General features: G+C 60.4%; 18 protein-coding genes. 11 read left to right on the forward strand and 7 right to left on the reverse strand.

Features of this window, described 5'->3' with window-relative positions; genetic code table 11:
• Position 1 precedes the first annotated feature (1 nt).
• From ACSSVY_RS12910 to ACSSVY_RS12930, 5 genes are all read right to left on the reverse strand, one after another.
• A complete protein-coding gene (locus ACSSVY_RS12910; protein ID WP_454269994.1) occupies positions 2-388 on the reverse strand; it encodes a DUF3307 domain-containing protein in 387 nt (128 codons plus the stop codon).
• Between the two features lie 129 nt (positions 389-517).
• Entirely contained in the window at positions 518-2,296 is a 1,779-nt protein-coding gene (locus ACSSVY_RS12915) for an adenylate/guanylate cyclase domain-containing protein (RefSeq protein WP_454269995.1), read from the reverse strand.
• A 42-nt stretch (positions 2,297-2,338) separates the two neighbouring features.
• The gene (locus ACSSVY_RS12920; protein WP_454269996.1) at positions 2,339-3,895 is read right to left on the reverse strand and encodes an NAD(P)-binding protein; all 1,557 of its coding nucleotides are present in this window, start codon (positions 3,893-3,895) and stop codon (positions 2,339-2,341) included.
• Positions 3,896-4,067: 172 nt separating this feature from the next.
• Entirely contained in the window at positions 4,068-5,729 is a 1,662-nt protein-coding gene (locus ACSSVY_RS12925; RefSeq protein ID WP_454269997.1) for a Na/Pi cotransporter family protein, read from the reverse strand.
• A 132-nt stretch (positions 5,730-5,861) separates the two neighbouring features.
• Positions 5,862-6,830, reverse strand: coding sequence for a LysR family transcriptional regulator (locus ACSSVY_RS12930; protein ID WP_454269998.1), 969 nt, complete (start codon positions 6,828-6,830; stop codon positions 5,862-5,864).
• 100 nt (positions 6,831-6,930) lie between these two features.
• Here ACSSVY_RS12930 and ACSSVY_RS12935 point away from each other — a divergent pair, with 100 nt between their 5' ends.
• Genes ACSSVY_RS12935 through ACSSVY_RS12975 form a run of 9 tightly spaced genes read left to right on the forward strand, consistent with a single transcriptional unit; the run spans position 6,931 to position 15,776 of the window.
• Positions 6,931-7,797 carry an ABC transporter permease gene (locus ACSSVY_RS12935; RefSeq protein WP_454269999.1) on the forward strand — a complete coding sequence of 289 codons (867 nt, stop codon included), beginning with the start codon at positions 6,931-6,933 and terminating at the stop codon, positions 7,795-7,797.
• Positions 7,797-8,582 carry an ABC transporter permease gene (locus tag ACSSVY_RS12940; RefSeq protein WP_045686025.1) on the forward strand — a complete coding sequence of 262 codons (786 nt, stop codon included), beginning with the start codon at positions 7,797-7,799 and terminating at the stop codon, positions 8,580-8,582. The genes ACSSVY_RS12935 and ACSSVY_RS12940 overlap by 1 nt, the downstream gene beginning before the upstream one ends.
• Positions 8,583-8,617: 35 nt before the next feature.
• Complete coding sequence (locus ACSSVY_RS12945) at positions 8,618-9,760, forward strand: ABC transporter substrate-binding protein (protein ID WP_454270000.1); 1,143 nt, start codon at positions 8,618-8,620, stop codon at positions 9,758-9,760.
• Between the two features lie 57 nt (positions 9,761-9,817).
• Positions 9,818-10,888, forward strand: a complete 1,071-nt coding sequence (locus ACSSVY_RS12950) for an ABC transporter ATP-binding protein (RefSeq protein ID WP_454270001.1) — start codon at positions 9,818-9,820, stop codon at positions 10,886-10,888.
• A gap of 4 nt (positions 10,889-10,892) precedes the next feature.
• A complete protein-coding gene (locus tag ACSSVY_RS12955) occupies positions 10,893-12,245 on the forward strand; it encodes an aminotransferase family protein (RefSeq protein ID WP_454270002.1) in 1,353 nt (450 codons plus the stop codon).
• Entirely contained in the window at positions 12,245-13,171 is a 927-nt protein-coding gene (locus tag ACSSVY_RS12960; RefSeq protein ID WP_454270003.1) for a 3-keto-5-aminohexanoate cleavage protein, read from the forward strand. The genes ACSSVY_RS12955 and ACSSVY_RS12960 overlap by 1 nt, the downstream gene beginning before the upstream one ends.
• Before the next feature lie 3 nt (positions 13,172-13,174).
• On the forward strand, positions 13,175-13,654 hold the full coding sequence (locus ACSSVY_RS12965; RefSeq protein WP_454270004.1) for an N-acetyltransferase family protein: 480 nt from the start codon (positions 13,175-13,177) through the stop codon (positions 13,652-13,654).
• Positions 13,651-14,673, forward strand: a complete 1,023-nt coding sequence (locus tag ACSSVY_RS12970; RefSeq protein WP_454270005.1) for a histone deacetylase family protein — start codon at positions 13,651-13,653, stop codon at positions 14,671-14,673. Before ACSSVY_RS12965 ends, ACSSVY_RS12970 begins: the two co-directional genes overlap by 4 nt.
• Before the next feature lie 2 nt (positions 14,674-14,675).
• Positions 14,676-15,776 carry an NAD(P)/FAD-dependent oxidoreductase gene (locus tag ACSSVY_RS12975; RefSeq protein WP_454270006.1) on the forward strand — a complete coding sequence of 367 codons (1,101 nt, stop codon included), beginning with the start codon at positions 14,676-14,678 and terminating at the stop codon, positions 15,774-15,776.
• 19 nt (positions 15,777-15,795) lie between these two features.
• Here ACSSVY_RS12975 and ACSSVY_RS12980 read toward each other — a convergent pair whose 3' ends face one another.
• Positions 15,796-16,461 (reverse strand): GntR family transcriptional regulator, encoded by a 666-nt coding sequence (locus ACSSVY_RS12980; protein WP_454270007.1) that lies wholly within the window; start codon positions 16,459-16,461, stop codon positions 15,796-15,798.
• A gap of 19 nt (positions 16,462-16,480) precedes the next feature.
• Entirely contained in the window at positions 16,481-19,411 is a 2,931-nt protein-coding gene (locus ACSSVY_RS12985) for an FAD-binding and (Fe-S)-binding domain-containing protein (protein ID WP_454270008.1), read from the reverse strand.
• 143 nt (positions 19,412-19,554) lie between these two features.
• Between ACSSVY_RS12985 and ACSSVY_RS12990 the strand changes: the two genes are divergently transcribed.
• Both ACSSVY_RS12990 and ACSSVY_RS12995 read left to right on the forward strand, forming a co-directional pair.
• Positions 19,555-20,739, forward strand: coding sequence for a pyridoxal-phosphate-dependent aminotransferase family protein (locus ACSSVY_RS12990; RefSeq protein WP_454270009.1), 1,185 nt, complete (start codon positions 19,555-19,557; stop codon positions 20,737-20,739).
• 122 nt (positions 20,740-20,861) lie between these two features.
• On the forward strand, positions 20,862-21,836 hold the full coding sequence (locus ACSSVY_RS12995; RefSeq protein WP_454270010.1) for a TRAP transporter substrate-binding protein: 975 nt from the start codon (positions 20,862-20,864) through the stop codon (positions 21,834-21,836).
• Positions 21,837-21,890 lie beyond the last annotated feature (54 nt).

Consider the following 21,890-nt stretch of genomic DNA (forward strand, 5'->3'; position numbering starts at 1 on the left):
TTCAGGCCGCGCGGCTGGCAACGACAGCAAAGAGCGCGACATAAGTGAGCTGATGCGCGGCCTGATCGAGACCAAGGTAATGCCAGAAGCGCGGGTCCGTCTCGGTCATGGCCTCGTTAGAGACGCGGCGCGCCTTGGCCCAGTCGATGTGATAATGCACCGCGACCTCTGCGAGTGCGAGACCAAGCGCCAATTCCCACGGCAGAGCGAACCAGAGCAGGATGGGCAGGCTAAGTGCTCCGTGCAGCCCGGCATGGAGGATGCCTGACGGATGCCCGTAGCGACCTTTGTTTTTGGCCATCCATCCGGTCTGGAACTGAAAATCACCAAGGTAATGTTTGATCTGAAACAAGATCAGAAAAAGACTTAGGTTGAAAATGCTCGTCATGTGACACCTCGCGGCGCGGGCGTGTAGGCGGAGCTTTCAGTGCAACGGTTCTCCGACAGAAACGCGATTTGATTCAAATTTGGTCGAGCCGTAATTCCGAAAGTTTAGCATATCGTACAGGGTGATGCATCAACGCCGCGGGAGTCCCATGGCGACAAGGGTTTCCAAATCGGTCTTGATACCTGCTACTAGCGCGGGCCACTTTGGAAAGTGAAAACCGTACTTGATCACCTCAAGTGTGAAATCAGGACGCACAGTGAGCGCTTGCTCCAAGGCTCGTTGAGCGGTGCCCCGGTCGCCCGCACGCAGGGACAGGACAGCATAGGCCGAATGCACAAATGCCTCGGCCCCCGGATTGCGCGCCGCCGGTTCGAGATATTTGCGCATGTTCTCACCCAAGGTCATGTCGCGCATCCAGATCGCAACGGCGAGCATCCAGTAAAAGGACCAGAGCATCGGGTCTTGCGGGCTGAGGCGAATGGCCTCCAACCCAGCCTCTTCCATCTCTGCGGTGTCGGGGGTCTTTTGAAAGAGGTTGATAAAGGTCTGCGCATTATAAACCAGCGCGTCATTGTGATTGAGGGCACGCGCGCGGGCCAGAGCCTCGCGCGCGTCCTTCTCTTGCCCTTGTAGGGTCAAGAGCTGCGCTAGGGTGATATGCCCCAGTTCAAGCCGGTCATCGAGTTCGATGGCGCGATTGGCGTGATGCATTCCCTTGATCACATCCTCGCGTGGATTGCGGCTCCGGCCGGAATAGATTCGCACCGCATGCACCCGACCAATCAACGCATGCGGCAGCGCATAGGTCGGATCGGCCTCAGCTGCTGCGTGAAAGAGGGCGGTCGCATTGCGAATGCCGCCGGTGGTCCGCATGTCGATCTCGGTCAATCCACGCTGGCACATTTCCCAGGCCGAAAGGCTCTCGGTCGGTTTGGCGCGGGACATTGCGCGTTCATGCGCACCGATTTCGGGGGTAAGTCCGGTGACGATACAGCGCGTGATGTCATCCTGAAGCGCAAAGAGATCAGCCATGTCACGGTCATAACGATCTGACCAGATTTGATGGCCTGTCTCGGCCTCGATCAGTTGCGCGGTGACACGCAGACGTGCGCCCGCGCGGCGCACAGACCCTTTGACCACGTAACGCACACGCATGTCCTGCGCGATCTGGCGCATGTCCTGTGCCCGGTCCTTGTAGGCAAAGGAGGACCCGCGAGCGATCACAAAGAGCGAACGAAAGCGCGACAGCTCGTTGATCAGATCCTCGGCGATCCCATCGGCAAGAAAGCCGTCCTCGACTGAAGACGACAAGTTATCAAACGGCAGGACGATGACCGAAGGACGATCAGCGCTTTGGGTCACGGTGCTGCGGCTCTCTGCCTCGACCCCTGTGGCGATATGCCAGACCTCGACTGGTGTTGGGATGTTTCGGACATATTGCATGCCCTGTCCGGTGATGCTCAGACTGGCATCTTGCGCCAGCATATCGCGCACTGTGCGTGACACGCAGATGCCGCCGGGGGACGACAGCGTTTCGAGCCGAGCCGCAATATTGACCACATCGCCCAAGACATCAGATCCGTCGATCAGAACGCTGCCATGATTGATACCCACCCGCAAACGAATCCGCTGACCCTCTGACCGATTCAGCTCATGTGCGGCAATCGCACGCTGTGCCGACAGAGAGGCATATACTGCGGCTGCCGGACCCGGAAATTCGACCAGTAGCCCGTCACCCATGGATTTGACGACCCGCCCGCCATGCGAGGCAATAGCCGGGTCGATTATGTTCTGGCGCAGCAGCCGAAGGCGGTCAAAAACCGCATCTTCGTCCATCGCAACAAGACGAGAGAACCCCACCACATCAGCGGCAGCGATGGTTGTCGCCCTGCGCTCCAGCGTCTTCACCTTTTTCCCCTTTGTCGCGGTGCCCTTTTCCCCGTCCTATCTCTAGGACATGCGGGTGATCTTTGTCACCTGAGCATTTAGAGTGATAGTTAGTGTGGGTGCCATCTGAGTCCAGATATCAAGCCAACCTTTTGACAGGACGGTGACGGCTGGTTTGTCGCTAAAGATCAGCCCAAGCGTCAAAGGAAGCGAAATCCAGATCATACCGTAATAGGCAGAGATCTGTTTCAAAGGGCCGTATCCCTGAACGGAATAGGCGTATTCCAACATGCCGGTGAGGATGAGCAGATCATTCTTGGCGAGAAAGTCGTAAAAGCTGTCATACTGTAGCAACTCTGTCGGCGCGCTCAGCGGCATCGGCAGGGTCAGGCCACGATGGAGCGCCAGCAACACGTCATACTCCGCGAGGCGCACGAAAATCTCGGCCTTGACCTTGTCCGCATCGAAACCCGCCATCCAGGTCTCGGGATCGGCAAACGGTTGGTTGGCCTCGTAATACCCCTTGAGCAGGGTGTAATCGTCATAATCCATCAGCGTCGCCGGGGCAGGCACGCCAGGAAACTGTCCGGTCGTCACCATGGCGCGGATGGTGTGGCCCGCCGGGTCCTGATGGTCGGCTGTCAGATACATGCCCTCGCGGATATTGCCCTCCATGAACCCGCTGGCGGCGAAATCTGCCGCCATATGATTATAGGCAGGCGAGAGATAGCAGGTGCCTAACTCGCAGGCTGTCGGCTGACCATCGGGCGAGGGGGCATCAAAGGTGACAGTGTGCGTCTTACCACCGAAACGAGCTGAGGACTCGAGGATTTCGACACTGGTGTATCCCAACCCTTGCAGACGATGCGCGAACATCATCCCAGAGGGACCGGCCCCCAGTACGATGATCGGCGCCGCCTTGTCAGTGGGTAGCGACCAGCCAAGATTCGCCTGCTGATCCAGTAAGAGCCCGCCATACTGCCAGCATTGCAGCACGGATTCAAAACAGGTCGAGCCGTGCACAAAGACGGTGCTGTTCTTGCCCTGAAGGCTCAGGTAATTCCAAGGCCCACCCGCGCGCAGCCCGTCAATGTCGAAATGGTCGAAATAGGGCGTCCGCAGATCGACCGTCGCGCCAGCGCTGTCGGTGACGATCTCGTAATCGGGATAGGGCCACCAGTCGAGTGTGGGCAGGGTCTGTTCCAGATTTGCGAGGAACTCGGCTTCGGTCATCGGCGTATCGGTAGGCCCCTGCAACTGATAGACGGTGACAAGGTTCTCGGTCATGGAGTTTGCGGTCTCGAGCGAGAATTGCTTGGCTGTCTCGTTACGAAAGCCGCTGACATGTCCCGCCATCGCGCTAATTTCCGTGGGGGCGAGGATGATGCCGTACTTCGGGGCAGGACTGGGGACTGTTACGCGCACCAACGTGGTGTGAAAGGTGAAATTGCACAGCTTTCCGAACACGTCTTGTTCCGTCGCGGTGTAATCGCAGATATTGCTCAGGTTACGCGGCTCACAGGCAATGACCAGAAGATCACAGGTCTTGGTCGTGGGCGCGGCCCCGTCAATCGACAGGGTTAGGGTGACGGGTGTGCCGGGGCATTTATCTGCGTTCAAAATCGGTCTCCTGAATTGGGTGATGGCTCGTATCCCCGGAATAAGGGGCAGGTCAGAAGGTACATCAATTTTCCAATTGGTTGAATCAATTTTGCTGACCACGCCTTTTCCGCGTGCATCGTCTGGATGCTGTGTCCTCAATCGCCCGGAGTTTCTGGGTCAGGAGAAAGGATCAGCCGCGAGACGAGATCCGACTGGAGAGAAGATCACCCGTTTCTGTCAGAATTGGATAGGCAACCATGGTAAAGCTGGTGTTCACCTGTTTGAGCGCGCGCAACGTCTCTTGGTGGATATTGCTGGTTTCAATGCTCTCGGCCAAACCTTCGCGCAGGCGACCGAGGTGGGCGCGTTGCAACTCTTGTTCGAGCGTGCGGATACTGTCCTTTTCGGCCACCAGTTCGCGGGCATCGTCAGGATGCTGGGTCATCATCACACTGAGCGCGAGCTGTGTATTGGCCAGAACCCGGTCGTGGAAATCACAGATTTCTTGCCATCCGGGTCGAGAGAACTGCACGCCTTCGCTGTTCAGACGACGGGCGAGGCTCAACATGGTGGTCGCAATGGCGTCCCCCCCAGCTTCAAGATTGGTGGCAATCGTAGAGAGGTCCATCGAGCGTTGGCTTCGCTCCTCGTTCAGACCGTTGCGGTTGAGTTGCGCAAGATAGAGTTTGGTGTCGAAGTGGCGTTTGCGCAGAGAACTATGGGTTTCGGTGATGGCCTCGGCTGTGGCGTCGTCCCACTGCGCATAGAGTGCCGGGATCGGGCGCAGCATCGCTTCGACCATCTCGCCAATACGGATCACCTCGCGCGTGGCGCAGGATAGGGCTCGGTCCGGGTTGCCAAGCGCTCCGGGATCAAGCGCGGTGATGTGATCAAGTGCCGAAGGTGTGTTTGGGTTGGGAATAAGTGCACCGATTGCCCGCGAGGCTGTGCTTGTAAACGGCAGGATCAATAAAAGCAGCGCCAGGTTAAACAGGATATGCAGGTGAATAGCCTGCGCTGCCGGAGTTGCCCCCAGCCAGCCCATCGGTGGCTGAAAGGCCGTTAGGGCAGCCAACGTCAGTGCTGCGCCCCCACCGCGCAATATAAGATTGGAGAGGATCAATCGTCGCGCCTCGACATCAGCGGCAAATGTCAACGCAAAGGCGATAAAGGCACCGCCAAGATTTGCCCCGAGGATCAGTGCGATTGCGGCTGTGGTCGGCATCAGCCCTTGAAGCACTAGCGTTACAAAGAGCAGTACGGCGGCCACTGAGGAATGGACGAGCCACGCAAAAACAGCGCCGATTACAAACGCTGTGAGTGTATCGCGCCCAAGATACTGCATGGCTGCGACCGCTGCTGTGCTTTCGGTTAACGGCTCAGTTGCAGCGCGCAACATGTCCAGCGAGACAAAGATCAGCGCCAGCCCGATCAGGATGCGTCCGCCTTGTCGCACACGTTTCTGATGTCCGCGCAGGAACATCACCACTCCCGCCAGCAAGAGAACCGGGATAAGCCAAGTCTGGCGTACCAAAAGCAGCTTTGCGACCAAGGCTGAGCCCAGATCAGCGCCCAAAAGGATTGCCAGCCCTGCCGCCACAGCGATGCCGCCTGACGACACGAAATTGGCAGTAAGAACGGCAACGGCGGTTGAACTCTGCAGAGCCATGGCCGAGGTCAAGCCGGTCAAGGCCGCAAGAATTCGGCTCTGACCTGAACGGCGCAGCCAAAGGCGCAACTGGGCGGAAAAGGCACGTTCCACGCCAGTGCGGACGAGGCGCACAGACCAAATCAGAAGCGCCGCCGCCCCAGCGATCTCAAGAAAGAAAAGTGTAAGGTTGGGATCTTCCAAGGCTGTGGCTCATGCTCCGGCTGGAATCTGAAAGCACCGAGAGTGACCTGTGAGGCAAAGCGGCGCAAGGGGGCGCTGGGCAGGATTCGCGAAGTGTGACAGTTTTGTGAAGCTTTTGTGACAGGCGGCCGATCAACGATAGGTTCGATCCTCTATGGGTGTCGCGTCGATCTGGGCCAACAGGCGGTCAAGCAGGCTCTGTTCCGCACGATTGAGCACGGCGCGCGGGTTCCAGACCACATGCACATCCACCGCCGCCGTCTGGTCATAGGGTGGCAATTGCCACAATAGCCCGTCTTGCACATCGCGTGCCGCCACATGCAGGGGTAGCGGACCCACACCAATCCCGGCGATGATCATGCGCCGCACCTCTTCCAGATGGCTGGAGGTGGCGATGATCTGATCCCCCAATTCCGACTGCGCCCGCATCAGAGTCACGGGTTTCAGCGCGTCCTGTAAACGGTCGGTCTCAAAGCTGACTGCAGAACGCCCGGCAAGATCGGCGCGGGTCAAATCGCGCTGCCCAAAGAGCGCGTGGCGCGGCCCACAAAAGAGGCCAAAGAACTCTCGATAGAGGCGCATATACTCCAGCTTGGGGTTGCGCTGATGCACGAGGCAGATGGCAAAGGAGGCAGAACGCGCCGACACCGTTTCAATCGCCTGCGCTGAGGAATGCACCTCAATGGCGAGCGTCGCGCGCGGGTTCTCGGCGTGAAATTCCGCCAGCACCTGATCAAAAACTGGGCAGATCACATGAGAGGCCAACGACAGCCGCACATGTCCCGTCACCTCATCCGTCATGTCGCGCATGAGGGTCGAGAGGCGCAGGATAGAGCCTTGGATATCCAGCGCCTCGCGATACAGAACTTCGCCTGCCTCGGTCAGCGCGAAATGCCCCGGCGCGCGGTGAATGAGACGCTTGCCCACCCGATCCTCCAGCCTTTTCAACGCCGTAGACACAGACGGCTGCGTGAGACGCAAGCGATGTGCGGCGTCAGTGACCGAAGTGGACTGCGCCAGCACGACAAAGGTGCGCAAGAGATTCCAATCCATCTCGCGCATGATGCGTTCGGGGCTGTTGCGATCTTCTATAGGCTGCATCTATTGTCACAATTCCTATTATCTATTTGATTAATGATTGCCTGCTTTGCACCCTGCTCGCAAGCCCGGACATCATGGGCAAAGCGTGAAGGGACGATGCATGTCGGTCCAGGCCCGCGAAGCGAGGCAGCCCTGGATTCTGTTGTCACCCGCCTTGGGAGCGGTGGCGCTGCTTTTGCTCGTGCCACTGATGTTCATCGTGGTCTATTCGTTCTGGCTCCGCTCGGCCATGGGCGCAGATACCGTCGGGTTCTACCTCGACAATTGGCAAAAGACGCTCACCGATCGCTTTTACCGGGACATTCTCCTCAACACCCTGAAAATAGCGGCAATCACCACGGTGATTTGTGCCCTGATGGGCTATCCGGCGGCCTATTTCATCGCCCGGTCACGCAGCAACAAGATGGTGTTGCTGCTCTTGCTGATGCTGCCATTCTGGATCAGCTATATCATCCGCACGATGAGTTGGATCAACATTCTGGGAACATCAGGCGCGCTCAATTCTCTGCTCCTGTCCCTCGGGATCATCAGCGAGCCGATCCAGATGCTCTATAACGAGGCGACCGTGATCCTCGGCCTCGTGCATTTTCTGCTGCCTTTCATGGTCCTCAATGTCTACGTGAGCCTTGAGGGTATCGACACCAACCTCGAGGATGCCGCCAATTCGCTCGGGGCAACGCGGTGGCAGGCGTTTACCCAAGTCACCCTTCCCCTCTCGCTCCCCGGCCTCGCGGCGGGCGGATTGCTGTGCTTCGTGCTTGGCGCGGGCACCTATATCACGCCGGTGATCCTCGGCGGGCCGCGCGATGCGATGTTCGCAAATCTCGTGTTTGAGGCGATCATCACACAGCTCAACTGGCCTCTCGGCTCTGCTCTGTCGCTCTTGTTGCTGATCGTGCTGGGCCTCTTGGTGGCGATCTACAACCGTTATCTGGGCATGGCGCAACTGGCCAAGGGGCTGGGCTAATGGGCTGGCAGATCATCCGCGCCTGGACCATTGTGGTCTATGGCTTCATGTTCCTGCCGGTGGCAGTGGTGGTCTTGTTGTCCTTCAACGCCAATCAGTTTGGCAGCTTTCCGATGACCGGCGTCTCGCTGCACTGGTTTCAGGAATTGTGGAACAATGACGCAGTGATGCGCGCCTTTCGCACCTCGCTGGTGCTCGGGCTGATGACGGCGGTCATTTCCACCACGCTGGGGATTTTGGCCAGCCTTGCGTTGGTGCGCTACAACATCCCTGGTCGCAACGCGATTACCACGCTGCTGATCGCGCCCATTCTCGTGCCTGAGGTGGTTCTGGCGGTGGCGCTCTTGCTCTTTCTCAACTGGCTGGGCATCGGCAAGAGCTTTGCGCTGCTGCTTGCGGGACATGTGATATTCACCCTGCCGTTCGTGATCCTCGTCGTGCAAGCGCGCCTTGTCAGCATCAAGCGCGATGTAGAGGAAGCGGCGCTCAGCCTTGGCGCCTCGCCGGTGCAGACCTTCTTTGCCATCACCCTGCCCCTTATGCTGCCTGCGGTCGCTGCCGGCGCGCTCTTTGCCTTTACCATCAGCTTTGATGACATCACCGGCACACTCTTCTGGAAACCTGGCGGGGTCGAGACCGTGCCGACGCAGATTTTTTCAATGTTACGCAATTCGATCAGCCCGGAAATCAACGCACTCGGCACCGTGATGATCGTGATGACGGTGGGTCTGCCCCTGCTGGGTGCGGCGGTGGCCCGCAAACTCGCCATGAAAGGCGGCACCTGAGAACCGCCCCAACATTCAACAAGGAGACCTGAAAAATGGATAGTACAACACGTTACCAACGACTGCTGGATCGCTACCGCAACGGCGATCTGGACCGACGCAATTTTCTGGGCCTGATCGGGGCTGCGGGCCTCGCGTACGGCGTGCAAACGCCCTTTGCCAAATTCGCCCATGCACAGGATGTGAAACAGGTCCGGTTTGACGGCTGGGGCGGTGTCGTGTCCGAAGCATTCCGTACATATGCGTTTGACCCCTACACAGCAGAGACCGGGATCACTGTGGTCGATGGCACCTTTGCGGGCGGCGATGAATATCTGGCCCAGGTCCGCTCGAGCCAGGAGGGTGAATATAATATCGCGCACCTGTCCGGCGTGTTCGACTATGCCCGCTATGTGAATTTCGGCCTGACGGTGGAACTCAACCTCGACAATATTCCCAACATGTCGCTGGTGATGGATGCGCTGACCAACGCGTTCCGCAAGGTGACGCCGGATTACCTCTCGGCGGTGCCCTACGATTACGGCACCACGGGGCTGGCCTATAACCGCAAGTATATCTCCGACGAAGAGATGAAGGAAAAGGGTGCCAAGATCCTGATCGACGAGGCCTACAAAGGCAAGATCGGCGGCTGGACGGATTGGCGCACTCGGGTCTGGTATGGCGCGTTGCAGACCGGGCAAGACCCAAACAATATTCAGGATATGGAAGCGGTCTGGGATGCGATCCGCAGTCACCGCGATCTGGCACTGAAATACTGGTCATCGGGCGCAGAGCTTATGAGCCTTCTGGCAGAAGAGGAAATCTACGTCACCGAAGGCTGGTCGGGCCGCATCGCCGCCCTGCAACAGGAAGGTCACGACATCGGCTATTACGACGCCCCCGGCAGCTTTGCCTGGCAGGAATGTCTGCATGTGCTCAAGGGCAGCCCGGTCGAGGCCTGCGAAGAACTCTTGAACTTCATGCTGGCGCCCGAAACCTCCATCGCAGTGGCCGAAGGGCAGAATTATCCGCCCGCTCTCGACGGGACCAAGGTCGATCTTGGTGCCAAGATCCCGACCCTGCCCGCCTATGATCCGACCGGCACGCTCGAGTCGTTGACCTTTGCTGACCCCGCCTATTGGAATGGCAACGAGGCCGAATGGTCCGAAACCTTCAGCCGCGTCCAACGCGGGTATTAACCTGTTGCCGCGCCCCTTTGTGGGGGCGCGGCCCCTTGACCCAAAAGGACCCCGCCGATGAGCGCCGTCACCCTCAGCAATATCGTCAAGCGGTTCGGCACCTTTACCGCCGTGCATCGCACCACCTTGGACATCCCCGAGGGCGCATTTGTCACGCTTTTGGGTCCGTCCGGCTGTGGCAAGACGACCAATCTGCGGATGATCGCGGGGTTGCTCGATCCCACCGAAGGCGAAATCCTCATTGGCGGCAAGCGGGTCAACGATGTGCCGATCCACAAGCGCAATCTTGGTCTCGTGTTTCAGAACTATGCGCTTTTCCCCCATAAAACCGTGGCCGAGAATGTGGCCTTTGGCCTCAAATACCGCAATGTGCCGAAATCCGAGATTGCGGCCAAGGTGCGCGACGCCCTCGACCTCGTGCAACTGCCCCATGTTGGCGACCGCTACCCCAAGGAACTGTCGGGCGGTCAGCAACAGCGCATCGCCTTGGCCCGTGCCATCGTGATCGAGCCGGACGTTTTGCTCTTGGATGAACCGCTATCGGCGCTCGATGCAAATCTGCGCGAAGATATGCGGGTAGAACTCAAACGCATTCAGGAACGCATCGGCGTGACCACGGTCTTTGTCACCCATGACCAATCCGAGGCGTTGGCAATGTCCGATTTGATCGTCGTGATGTCTGAGGGGCGCGTGGAGCAGGTGGGCAAGCCTGAAGAGGTCTACAACACACCCGCCTCCGAATTCGTTGCGAACTTTCTCGGCGCATCCAACATCTCCGACGGGCGTTGCATCGAGCACGGCGCGACGGTCGTGGTTGAGGATGCCATCTTTGGCCGTGTCACCGTCCCTGCGGCCAAGGCCCCCAACCTGACCGGCACTGGCAAGGCTAAGCTGGTGGTGCGTGCTGAAAAGCTGCTGCTTTCAAAAACGCCCGCACCCGCGGGTGTGATTTCTGTTCCCGCCACCGTGGAAACGGTGGATTATCAGGGACAGGCGGTTCGGTATTTCGTGCGCGCGGGGGAGGTGCAGTTACAAGCCATCAACATGATCGACGACCACCCGTTTGCAGCGGGTGAGGCGGTCCATCTGCATTTGCGCCCGCAGGATTGTGCGGCGTTACCGGGATAACGCAATGAACGTAAAACCCTCTCATCTTTTTTATCAGGGGCGCGAGCGCAAGCCGGTGCTCGATCAGGCGCGCGGCGTCTATATGTGGGACGTGGATGGCAAGCGCTATCTCGATGGGTCCTCCGGCGCGATGGTCTGCAACATCGGCCATTCGAATGAGAATGTGCTCGAGGCAATGCGCCGTCAGATGGAGAAATCCACCTTTGGCTATCGCCTGCATTTCGAGACCGAGGCCTCAGAGAAACTCGCCGCCAAGACCGCAGCCCTCTGCCCCGAGGGGCTGAACCGGGTGTTTTTTGTCTCGGGCGGGTCCGAGGCGGTGGAATCTGCCATGAAGCTGGCGCGGCAATATGCTCTGGCCATTGGTCAGGGCAGTCGGTGGAAAATCATCAGCCGCGCACCGTCGTATCACGGCTGCACGCTCGGCGCGCTTGCAATCACCTCTTATGCGCCGCTGACCGATCCCTTTCTGCCCATGATGCAGGCGATGCCGAAGATCCCGGCACCGCGCGCCTACCTGGATGGATTGGACGCCGACCTTGAGGCGACAGGCCACCACTACGCCGACATGCTCGAGGCCAAGATACTGGAGGAAGGCCCCGAGAGCGTGCTGGCCTTTGTGGTCGAGCCCATCGGCGGCGCCTCTACCGGGGCACTGGTGCCGCCGCGCGGCTATATGGAGCGCGTGCAAGAGATTTGCCGTAAATACGGCGTGCTCTTCATTCTGGACGAGGTGATGACCGGTGCAGGACGGACCGGCAAATTCCTCGCCTCAGAGCATTGGAACCTCGCCCCCGATATCGTCGTCATGTCCAAGGGCTTTGCCGCTGGCTATGTGCCGCTTGGCGCGATGGTGGCGCATGAGCGGCTGGTCGAGCCGGTTTTGGATGCGGGCGGCTTTCTGCATGGCTTTACCTATGCAGGCAATCCGCTGGCCTGCGCCGCTGGTCTCGCGGTGATCGACGAGATCGAGCGAATGGATCTGGTGGGCAACGCCGCGCACATGGGCGACCGGCTGCAAGAGCGCCTGCGCGGCCTGATGCAGCGCTACGCCATCATCGGCGACGTGCGCGGTAAGGGCCTGCTCACCGCGTTCGAGTTCATGGCGGATCGCGGCACTAGGGCCCCGCTGCCCAAATCCTTGCGCGCCTTTGACCGTTTTGTGCAGATCGCCTATGAAAAGGGGCTGATCGTCTATGCGCGGCGCACCCGTGACGGGATCAAGGGGGATCACATCATCGTCGCCCCCCCAATGATCGTGACCGAAACGCACTTGGACGAGATTACCGAAATGCTGGATGCCTCGCTGGCAGAGTTTACAAACGAAATCCGCCCCGCGCTGGAGCAGGCCGTGTAATGCGCGAGATTATCATTACCTGCGCGCTGACAGGCTCGATCCACACGCCCTCAATGTCGCCACACCTGCCGATCACGGCTGACGAAATCGCCCATGCCGGGATCGAGGCGGCCGAGGCGGGAGCGGCCATTCTGCACCTGCATGCGCGTGATCCGCAAACCGGGCGGCCCTCTGCCGACCCCGCACATTTCCGCGCCTTTCTGCCCCGGTTGAAACAGGGCTGCGATGCGGTCCTGAACCTCTCGACCGGGGGCAGCGCGACCATGACGCTCGATGAACGGCTGGCCGCGCCCATCGAGGCCGCGCCGGAAATGGCCTCACTCAACATGGGCACTATGAATTTCGCGCTCTATCCGATGGCAGAGCGGATCACCGACTGGCGGCACGATTGGGAGCAGCCCTTTCTCGAAGGCTCGGATGATCTGGTGTTCAAGAACACCCCCCGAGACATCGCCCGCATCCTGACGGAACTGGGCGAGGAACGCGGGGCGCGGTTCGAATTTGAATGTTACGACCTGAGCCACCTCTACATGCTGCGCCATTTCGCGGATCGCGGGCTGATCCGCGCGCCTTATTTCATCCAGTTCGTCTTTGGTGTTTTGGGGGGAATGGGCGCGGACCCCGAGAACCTCACGCATATGGTGCGCATCGCGGACAAGCTCTTTGGTCAGGATTACATGTTCTCCGTGCTGGCCGCCGGGCGCCATCAGATGCCGATGGCGGCGCAGGCGGCGGCAATGGGTGGGCATGTGCGTGTGGGGCTTGAAGATAGCCTGACCATTGGGCGCGGCACGCTGGCACACTCCAACGCCGAACAGGTCACCAAGGTGCGCGGCATCGTCGAGGCGTTGGGCCGGGTGGTGGTCAGCCCCGATGAGGCCCGCGCGCTCTTGGGGCTCAAGGGCGCAGACCGGGTGGCAATCTGAACCATGGCAGAATTCCGGATGGTCGAAACTGAGGATGATCTGGCCATGTTGGACACGGCCTTGCGCCAACTCAGCGCGGATTTGGGCGATGCCCATAGCGCCGGGCTGGACGCCTTGCGCGCCGGGCTGACGGGAGAGATACCGGCGGCCTATGGTCTGCTCGCGGTGGAGGGGGATTTGATCGGTGCCGCCCTTTTTGGCCCGATGTTTTCCACCGTGCGCGGGGCGGCGGGCGTCTATGTCTCTGACCTCTGGGTCACAGAGGCGGCGCGCGGCAAGGGGTTGGGCCGCGCACTCCTATCTCAGGTGGCGCGCCGCGCAGGCACACTCTGGCGGGCGGAATGGATGATGCTGGCGGTCTACGCCCACACCCCGGCTTCACGCCGGTTCTACGAACGGCTGGGTTTCGAGGCGCAGGATCAAGTGACACAGATGCGGTTACCTCAGGCAGCGATGCGCAGATTGATGGGAGAACACGGATGAAGGCAATTTTTGACGAGCGCCAATGGCGGCATGATCCCAAGCATTTCATGGCCAACGGGGTGATCAAGCCAAGCCCCGAACAGCCCGAGCGCATCACGCGGCTGACGGACGGGGCCAAGGCGGCTGGCTGCGACTTTGTGTTGCCCGACGATGCCGGGCTTGGCCCCATCGCGGCTCTCCATTCGCCAGAGTATGTTACCTTTCTGCGCAACATCTACGCGCGATGGCAGCATATCGACGGCGCGGGAGAAGAGGTGATCCCCAACATACATCCCGCCAACCGCAGCGATAATTACCCCAAGTCTGCAGTCGGGCAGGCCGGCTACCATCAGGCCGATACCGCCTGCCCAATCGGGGCGGGCACGTGGGAGGCTGCCTATTGGTCGGCGCAGACCGCCGTGACTGGCGCGGACATGCTTGCCGCCGGAGAGCGGGCCGCCTATGCACTCTGCCGTCCGCCGGGGCATCATGCCTTTGGCGAGCTGGCTGGGGGGTTCTGCTTCCTCAACAACGCCGGGATTTCGGCAGAGCGGTTGCGCGCCTATGGGCTGCGCGCGGCGATCCTTGATGTCGATGTGCATCACGGCAATGGCACCCAAGGCATTTTCTATGATCGCGACGATGTGCTGACCATTTCGATCCATGCCGATCCTGCGCGGTTCTATCCCTTTTTCTGGGGCCACGCCGACGAGCGTGGCACGGGGCGCGGCAGGGGCTATAACCTCAACCTGCCGTTGGAACGCGGCACAGGCGATGATGCCTATCTGAAAACGCTCGACATCGCTCTGGAGCGGGTGGCGAATTTCGGGGCCGATGTGGTGGTCGTGGCGCTTGGTCTTGACGCCTACGAGGGCGATCCGTTTCAAGGGTTGGCCATCACCACGCCCGGATTTGGGCGCATCGGGGCGGCGATTGCGGGGCTGGGGCTACCCACCCTCTTTGTGCAAGAGGGCGGGTATCTCTGCGCGGAGCTAGGGCGGAACCTGACTTCGGTCCTGACAGGCTTTGAGGGGGTGTGACCATGCCCGATGTGATCGTGATCGGCGGCGGCATTGCCGGGATCAGCGCGGCGGCAGAGCTTGCGCGCGGCGGTGCCGATGTCGTCGTTCTCGAGATGGAGCCGCAGATTGGTTATCACGCCACAGGCCGCTCCGCCGCCATCTTCATCCGCAACTACGGCAATGCCACTCTACGCGCCCTCAATGCCGTGGCGGAGCCGATTTTTGAGCATCCGGGCGAGATCAGCGACAAACCTTTAATCAGCCCGCGCGGCGAATTGATGGTCGCCTCCGAGGAAGAATTGCCGATCCTCGACGCCTATCTCGACGGCTCGACCGGCATCGACCGTCTGACCGGCAAAGAGGCCGCCGAAATCGTTCCAATTCTGCGCGCCGACCGCATCGCGGGCGCGATGATCGAACGCAACGCGCGTGGCATCGACGTGGACCTCTTGTTACAAGGATATGCGCGCATGCTACGGGCGCGTGGCGGACAGATCGTGACCGGCGCTCAGGTCACAGCCCTGTCGCAGAGCGCCGGGTTATGGCAGGTCGAAACCGCACAGGGTCAGCATAGCGCACCAATCATCGTCAACGCGGCGGGTGGCTGGGCGGATGAGGTCTCTGCCTTGGCCGGATTGCCGCGCGCAGGATTGCAACCCTACCGGCGCTCAGCCGCTATCATTCCGGCACCCCAGGGCTATGAAACGGAGCATTGGCCGATCTTCGGCTCTATCGCAGAAACATGGTATGCCAAGCCCGAAGCGGGCAAGTTGATGGTCTCCCCCGCCGATGAAGACCCGGTCGCCCCCCATGACGCCTGGGCCGATGACATGGTGCTGGCCGAGGGGCTATATCGGTTCGAGCAGGCGGTCAGCGTGCCGGTGACACGGGTCGAACATAGTTGGGCAGGCCTGCGCACCTTTGCCCCAGACCGCACGCCGGTGGTGGGGTTTGATCCGCAGGCGGACGGTTTTTTCTGGCTGGCCGGGCAGGGTGGCTACGGCGTGCAGACCGCGCCTGCGCTCTCACGGCTGACGGCGGCGCTGATTGCAAGGGGCGTGCCGGATGTGCCGGATCACGTTCTGGCGGCCATGGCACCGGGGCGGTTCAGACCGGCATAGGGGGCCGAGTGGCGAGCAATCACCCCTGCGTCTTGGCCTTGATCGAGGCGAACTTGCGCAAGAGGTGGTCCTTCATCAGCTTGCCACAGCGTTCGGCATCCCGCCTGCTCAGCGCGTCTAGGATGGCCTCATGTTCCTCGACTGCCGCGCGCCAGCGTTCCGCAGTCAGATTGGCCTGATAGCGCGCACGCTGCACGCGATAGGCCAGTAATTCATGCGAGCGCAGCAGCATATCATTGCCCGCAGCAGCGAGGATCGTCTTGTGGATTTCCTGATTGATACGGAAATAAGTCGGGCGGTCTGCCTCGTCAAACGTGCGGCGCAGCGCCCGTGTCATATCTGCGATCTCGTGAAGGATGTCTTCACTCGCGTGCTCGGCCGCCAATTCCCCTGCCAGTCCTTCCAGAGCGGCCAGTACGCAGAACACCTCGGCCAGTTCAGCCTCGCTCTGCCGGGTGATGACTGCGCCGCGATGCGGGATGAGGTCGAGCAGGCCTTCGGCGGCCAGCACCTTTAGCGCCTCGCGCAGCGGCGTGCGCGATACGCCAAATTGCTCGGTCAAGACTTTCTCGTTGATCTTCTCACCGGGCAGCAATTGACCCTCGAGGATCATCTGGCGCAGGCGGTTGGAAATCTCGACGGCAAGGGCTGTTCGTCCGATTGGATCGGGTTTGAGGGCGGTCATGGGGGTCTCTTGACTATGGTCATCCATCATTTCGGCCCTCCCTTACAGTAGTTTCCGACGCTCTGTCGAAGATTTCCGCGATGTGCAGCGCGCGGCGTTCCGTCCCGTCAAAGATCTGGTGACGGCAAGAGGTGCCATTGGCAATCAGGAGATCATCCGGGGCGGCGGCACGCACCGTAGGCAAGAGCGACAATTCCCCCATCTTGAGCGAGACCTCGATGGTCTCTGCCTGATAGCCAAACGCCCCCGCCATGCCGCAACAACTGCTCTCAATGGTCTTGTGGTCAAGACCGGGGATCAGCGTCAGCGCCGCGCCCATATCGCCCATCACCCCTGCCGCCTTCTGATGGCAATGGCCGTGGACATGGGCGGTCTGCCCCAGTTCGGGCAGGGGCAGATCGAGTTTCCCCACTCGGGATTCACGAGCGATGAATTCCTCGAAGAGATAGGCGTTTTCTGCCAGCAGGCGTGCGTCGTCACCGGGCAGAAGCGTCAGGAACTCGTCACGCAGCGTCAGCAGGCACGAGGGTTCCAGCCCCACCACCGGGACGCCCGCGCGCACATGAGGCAGGAGGGCATCAAGGGTCCGCCGCGCCTCTGCGCGAGCCTGTTCGATCATCCCCGCCGCCAGATAGGTCCGCCCACAGCAGAGCGGGCGACCGGGCGATTGGGCGGTGATCACCTCATAGCCTGCGCGCGTCAACACGCGCAGCGCGGCACGAGGAATCTCGGGCTCCATCCAGCGATTGAACGTATCGGTAAAAAGGATGACCTTGCCCGCCTTGGCCGAAGACCGGGCGCGTTTGACCTCTGAATCCTTGAAAAAATCTCTCCGGAAGAGCGGCAGTGAGCGCGCTCGCGCCAGCCCGGTCATCCGCTCTCCAAGGGCTGCCAGCATCGGCACGCGGTTGCGCAGCGCGATGAGGCCACGCAGCACCACGGCCATCCGCGCATAGCGCGGCAGCTCCGCAATCAGCCGTGCGCGCAGGCCGAATCCCAGCTTTTGCCCACGCTGATACAGCACCTCAGTCTTCATCTTGGCCATGTCCACGCCAGTGGGACATTCGCGCTTGCAAGCCTTGCAGCCGACGCAGAGCTTCATCGTTTCGGCCATCTCGTCGGAAAAGAGCGCCTCATTGCCAAGTCGCCCCGACAGGGCCAACCGTAGCGTATTGGCGCGGCCGCGCGTTGCGTCCCGCTCGTCGCGCGTCACACGGTAGCTGGGGCACATCGCCCCGCCCGCCAGCTTGCGACAGGCGCCATTGTTGTTGCACATCTCGACCGCGCCCTGAAAGCCGCCGCCCTTGCCGGTCCAGGCGGACCAGTCATGCCCGGTCTTGAGGTCAGCGAAATCATAGCCCGGCGGATAGCGCATCAGGCTGCGGTCATCCATTTTCGGCGCATGCACGATCTTGCCGGGGTTGAGGCGGGTGTCGGGATCAAAGGCCGCCTTGACCTCTTCAAATGCCTTGAGGATTTGCTGGCCGAACATCGCGCCGTGAAACTCTGACCGCACGATCCCATCGCCATGTTCGCCGGAATGCGAGCCCTTGTATTGCCTCACCATCTCAAACGCGGCTTCAGCGATCTCACGCATCTTGCGCACGTCTTGTTCCAGCTTGAGGTTCAGAACAGGGCGCACATGCAGGCACCCCTCAGAGGCATGGGCATACCACGTGCCGGTGGTGCCGTGGTTATGAAACACCTCCGTCAGCCGGTCGGTGTAATCCGCCAGATGCTCCAGCGGCACGGCGCAATCCTCGACGAAAGACACAGGCTTGCCAGCCTCTTTCATCGACATCATGATGTTGAGTCCCGCCTTGCGCAACTCGCCAATCTCGGCGGCAAGGGCCATATCCCAGACCTCGACCACACCGCCTTCATGGGCGTCCCCCTTGCCGAACCCATAGCCAAGGTCGGACATGGTATCGGCCAGCCGACGCATGTTCTCTTCGTTCTCGGGCGGGCTATCGGCGAATTCAACGAGCAGCATCGCGGCGGGTACGCCGCGCACGAATTGCTCCAGCGTTCTCGCGTAGAGCGGGATGGCGCGCGCAAGGTCGATCATTGTGCTGTCCACCAATTCGACCGACGTCGGCCCAAGCTCGACCAGTGGCTTGGCCGCTTCCATCGCGGCGCGGAAGGTGGGGAAATGGCAGACGCCCAGCACACGGGTTTTCGACGGCAACGGCGAGAGCCGGATTTCGATAGCAGTCGAGGTGGCCAGCGTACCCTCGGACCCGATCAGCAGATGCGCAAGATTGATGGGCCTGTCACCGGGGACCAGCGCGTCGATATTATATCCGCCCACGCGGCGCTGCACCTTGGGGAATCGCGCGGCGATTTCCTCAGCCTCGCGTGCGCCCAGATCAAGCATTTGCCGCAACAGGGGTTCTGGCACGCGATTGCCCGATCCGGGGCCGAAATCGAACGGCGTCCCATCGGCCAGAAACCCCTCGATCCGCTCCACATTGTCGCGTGTCGTGCCATAGCGCAGCGACCGCGAGCCGCAGGAATTGTTTCCCACCATACCGCCGATCGTGGCGCGCGAGGCGGTCGAGACATCGACCGGAAACCAAAGGCCATGCGGCTTCAACGCCCGGTTCAGATCGTCCAGAACGATCCCCGGCTCGACCACCGCACGTCGACCCGCGACATCCAGCTCCAGAATTCGGTTTAGGTATTTCGAGCAGTCGACGATCAGGCCGGAGTTGACCGTCTGCCCACATTGAGAGGTGCCGCCGCCGCGCATCGTCAGGGGCAAACCCGCCTCACGCGCAGCGTCCAATGCGGCCAGAATATCCCCCGGCGCCTTGGCAATGAGCACTCCCGCTGGCATGATCTGATAGATCGAGGCATCGGTCGCGTAACGCCCGCGCGAAAAGGCATCAAAGCGCGTTTCGCCCTGCACCTCACGGTCGAGGCGCTGTTGAATTGTACTGCCGAGCATGGGTCCCCGATCCGGTCGATGGTCTGAGTTTAGTCTTGACAGAATATTGAATTCAGAATTCAATTCAACAAAATTCACCTGTGTGCCAGCGATGGCGATTAACAGAACCGGCTGCACAGGGACGTATCTTGGGAGGATCGACAATGACCGCTGGCCGCCACTTTCTACAAATCCCCGGCCCGTCGAACGTGCCGGATCGAATCCTGCGGGCGATGGATTTCCCGACCATGGACCACCGCGGCCCGGCCTTTGCCGAAGTCGGCCGCAAGGCGCTCGAGGGTATGAAGAGAATTTTCAGGACTGAATCGCGCGTGGTGATCTATCCGTCCTCCGGCACCGGCGCTTGGGAGGCGGCACTGGTAAACACGCTCTCACCGGGCGACACGGTGCTGATGTATGAAACCGGCCATTTTGCTATGCTCTGGCAGAAACTGGCGCTGAAAATGGGGCTCAATCCTGTCTTCATCGACAGTGACTGGCGCGCCGGGGCGGATACCGCGCAGATCGAAGAGCATCTACGCGCCGACAAGAGCCACGACATCAAGGCCGTCTGCGTCGTGCATAACGAGACCTCGACCGGCTCTGTCACTGACGTGGCCGCCGTGCGCCGCGCGATGGAGGCCGCCAATCACCCGGCGCTCTTGATGGTCGATACGATTTCCTCGCTCGCCTCTGTAGACTACCGGCATGATGACTGGGGGGTGGATGTCACAGTCTCCGGATCGCAAAAGGGTCTGATGCTGCCGCCGGGACTATCGTTCAATGCGATTAGCGCCAAGGCGATGAAAGCCTCCGAGAGCGCCGCTCTCAAACGCTCTTATTGGAGCTGGGCGGAAATGGCCGGGCCCAATGACGCCGGCTATTTCCCCTACACCCCCGCGACCAACCTGCTCTATGGCCTGAACGAGGCCATTGACATGCTGCACGAAGAAGGGCTCGAAAATGTCTTTGCCCGGCACAAGCGGCACGGTGCTGCGGCGCGTGCTGCGGTCGAGGCGTGGGGCCTTGAGGTGCTGTGCAAAAAGGCGTCGGACCGCTCGCCCGTGCTTACCGCGGTGATGATGCCCGAGGGACATTCTGCCGACAACTTCCGCTCCGTCACCTTGCGCAACTATGATATGTCGCTGGGCAACGGTCTGTCCAAAGTGGCGGATCGGGTGTTCCGTATCGGTCACTTGGGGGATTTCAATGATCTCATGCTGATCGGCACATTGGCCGGTGTTGAAATGGGCCTGCGAGATGCAGGCGTGCCGCACCGGGCCGGGGGCGTGCAGGCGGCGATGGAAGTGCTGGGTCAGAAATTTGATAGCGCCCGCGCTGCAGCCTGACGATCGCGCGTTCCGGGTGGGAAGAGGAGCCTGCCCGGAACATTACGATCCCTACCGGGAGAACGCATGACGACCGCGCGGCAAAATCCGCGTCAATAACGAGAAACCAAGGGAGGAAGACCATGAAAAAGACATTGATTGCATCCGTAGTAGCGTCCTTCGTCGCGCTGCCCGCAACGGCCGCAGATATCACGATGAAGTTCGGCCATGTCGGTGCACCAGGATCACTATTCGAGGCGACCGCGGATCACTATGCCGCCTGCGTCGCTGAGAAATCTGGCGGTAAGGTTGAAGTTCAGACTTTCGGCTCGTCGCAGTTGGGCAAGGACAAGGAACTCTTGCAAAAACTCAAGCTGGGTCAGGTGGATTTTGCGCTACCCTCATCAGTGATGTCTTCGGTGGATGGCATCTTTGGCGTCTTCGAGATGCCCTATATCATCAAGGATCGCGACCACATGCGCCGCGTTCAGGATGCGATGATGGACAAGTTTCAGGGGGCAGCCAACGAAAATGGCTATCACATAGTCGGCCTGGCCGAGAACGGCTTTCGTCACATCACCAACAACACCCGGCCGATCAATGTCCCTGAGGATCTGCAAGGCATCAAGCTACGCACGCCCAACGGCGAATGGCGCGTCAAGATGTTCCAGGAATACGGCGCCAATCCAACACCGATGGCCTTTTCTGACGTGTTCACCGCTTTGCAGACGGGCGTGATCGACGGGCAGGAAAACCCCTATGCCCAAATCGCCTCGGCCAAGTTCCAAGAGGTACAGAAGTATCTCTCGATCACGGGCCATGTCTATACGCCTGCGTATATTCTGGCGTCCAAAAAGCATCTGGATGAACAACCTGACGACGTGAAGGCGGTGCTGACCGACTGCGCCGGTGAGACGCAGACCTTCACATATGAGAAAGCAGCAGAGCTTGAAACCGAGCTTCTCGACGTGATCAAAGAGGCCGGCGTCGAGGTGAACGAAGCCGACAAGGCAGCGTTCATCGAAGCGTCCAAACCAATCTATGATGCCTTCGCAGCCGAAGTTGAGGGCGGTCAGGAACTGATTGATGCCGTTCTTGCTCTTGGCGAATCGAGCTAAGAGCGACTGTCGGCGGTCCCGCTCAGGGACCGCCGTTTCACCGTGGACATGACA

The organism is Roseovarius sp. MBR-51 (genome assembly GCF_053628575.1).

What these genes read in the sequence shown, in the direction of transcription:
- ACSSVY_RS12935 (WP_454269999.1), top strand. Translation starts at nt 6,931, where the DNA reads ATGTCGGTCCAGGCCCGCGAAGCGAGGCAGCCCTGGATTCTGTTGTCA.
- ACSSVY_RS12945 (WP_454270000.1), top strand. Translation starts at nt 8,618, where the DNA reads ATGGATAGTACAACACGTTACCAACGACTGCTGGATCGCTACCGCAAC.
- ACSSVY_RS12980 (WP_454270007.1), bottom strand. Translation starts at nt 16,461, where the DNA reads ATGACCGCCCTCAAACCCGATCCAATCGGACGAACAGCCCTTGCCGTC.
- ACSSVY_RS12965 (WP_454270004.1), top strand. Translation starts at nt 13,175, where the DNA reads ATGGCAGAATTCCGGATGGTCGAAACTGAGGATGATCTGGCCATGTTG.
- ACSSVY_RS12995 (WP_454270010.1), top strand. Translation starts at nt 20,862, where the DNA reads ATGAAAAAGACATTGATTGCATCCGTAGTAGCGTCCTTCGTCGCGCTG.
- ACSSVY_RS12985 (WP_454270008.1), bottom strand. Translation starts at nt 19,411, where the DNA reads ATGCTCGGCAGTACAATTCAACAGCGCCTCGACCGTGAGGTGCAGGGC.
- ACSSVY_RS12910 (WP_454269994.1), bottom strand. Translation starts at nt 388, where the DNA reads ATGACGAGCATTTTCAACCTAAGTCTTTTTCTGATCTTGTTTCAGATC.
- ACSSVY_RS12975 (WP_454270006.1), top strand. Translation starts at nt 14,676, where the DNA reads ATGCCCGATGTGATCGTGATCGGCGGCGGCATTGCCGGGATCAGCGCG.
- ACSSVY_RS12960 (WP_454270003.1), top strand. Translation starts at nt 12,245, where the DNA reads ATGCGCGAGATTATCATTACCTGCGCGCTGACAGGCTCGATCCACACG.
- ACSSVY_RS12990 (WP_454270009.1), top strand. Translation starts at nt 19,555, where the DNA reads ATGACCGCTGGCCGCCACTTTCTACAAATCCCCGGCCCGTCGAACGTG.
- ACSSVY_RS12940 (WP_045686025.1), top strand. Translation starts at nt 7,797, where the DNA reads ATGGGCTGGCAGATCATCCGCGCCTGGACCATTGTGGTCTATGGCTTC.
- ACSSVY_RS12950 (WP_454270001.1), top strand. Translation starts at nt 9,818, where the DNA reads ATGAGCGCCGTCACCCTCAGCAATATCGTCAAGCGGTTCGGCACCTTT.
- ACSSVY_RS12955 (WP_454270002.1), top strand. Translation starts at nt 10,893, where the DNA reads ATGAACGTAAAACCCTCTCATCTTTTTTATCAGGGGCGCGAGCGCAAG.
- ACSSVY_RS12970 (WP_454270005.1), top strand. Translation starts at nt 13,651, where the DNA reads ATGAAGGCAATTTTTGACGAGCGCCAATGGCGGCATGATCCCAAGCAT.
- ACSSVY_RS12930 (WP_454269998.1), bottom strand. Translation starts at nt 6,830, where the DNA reads ATGCAGCCTATAGAAGATCGCAACAGCCCCGAACGCATCATGCGCGAG.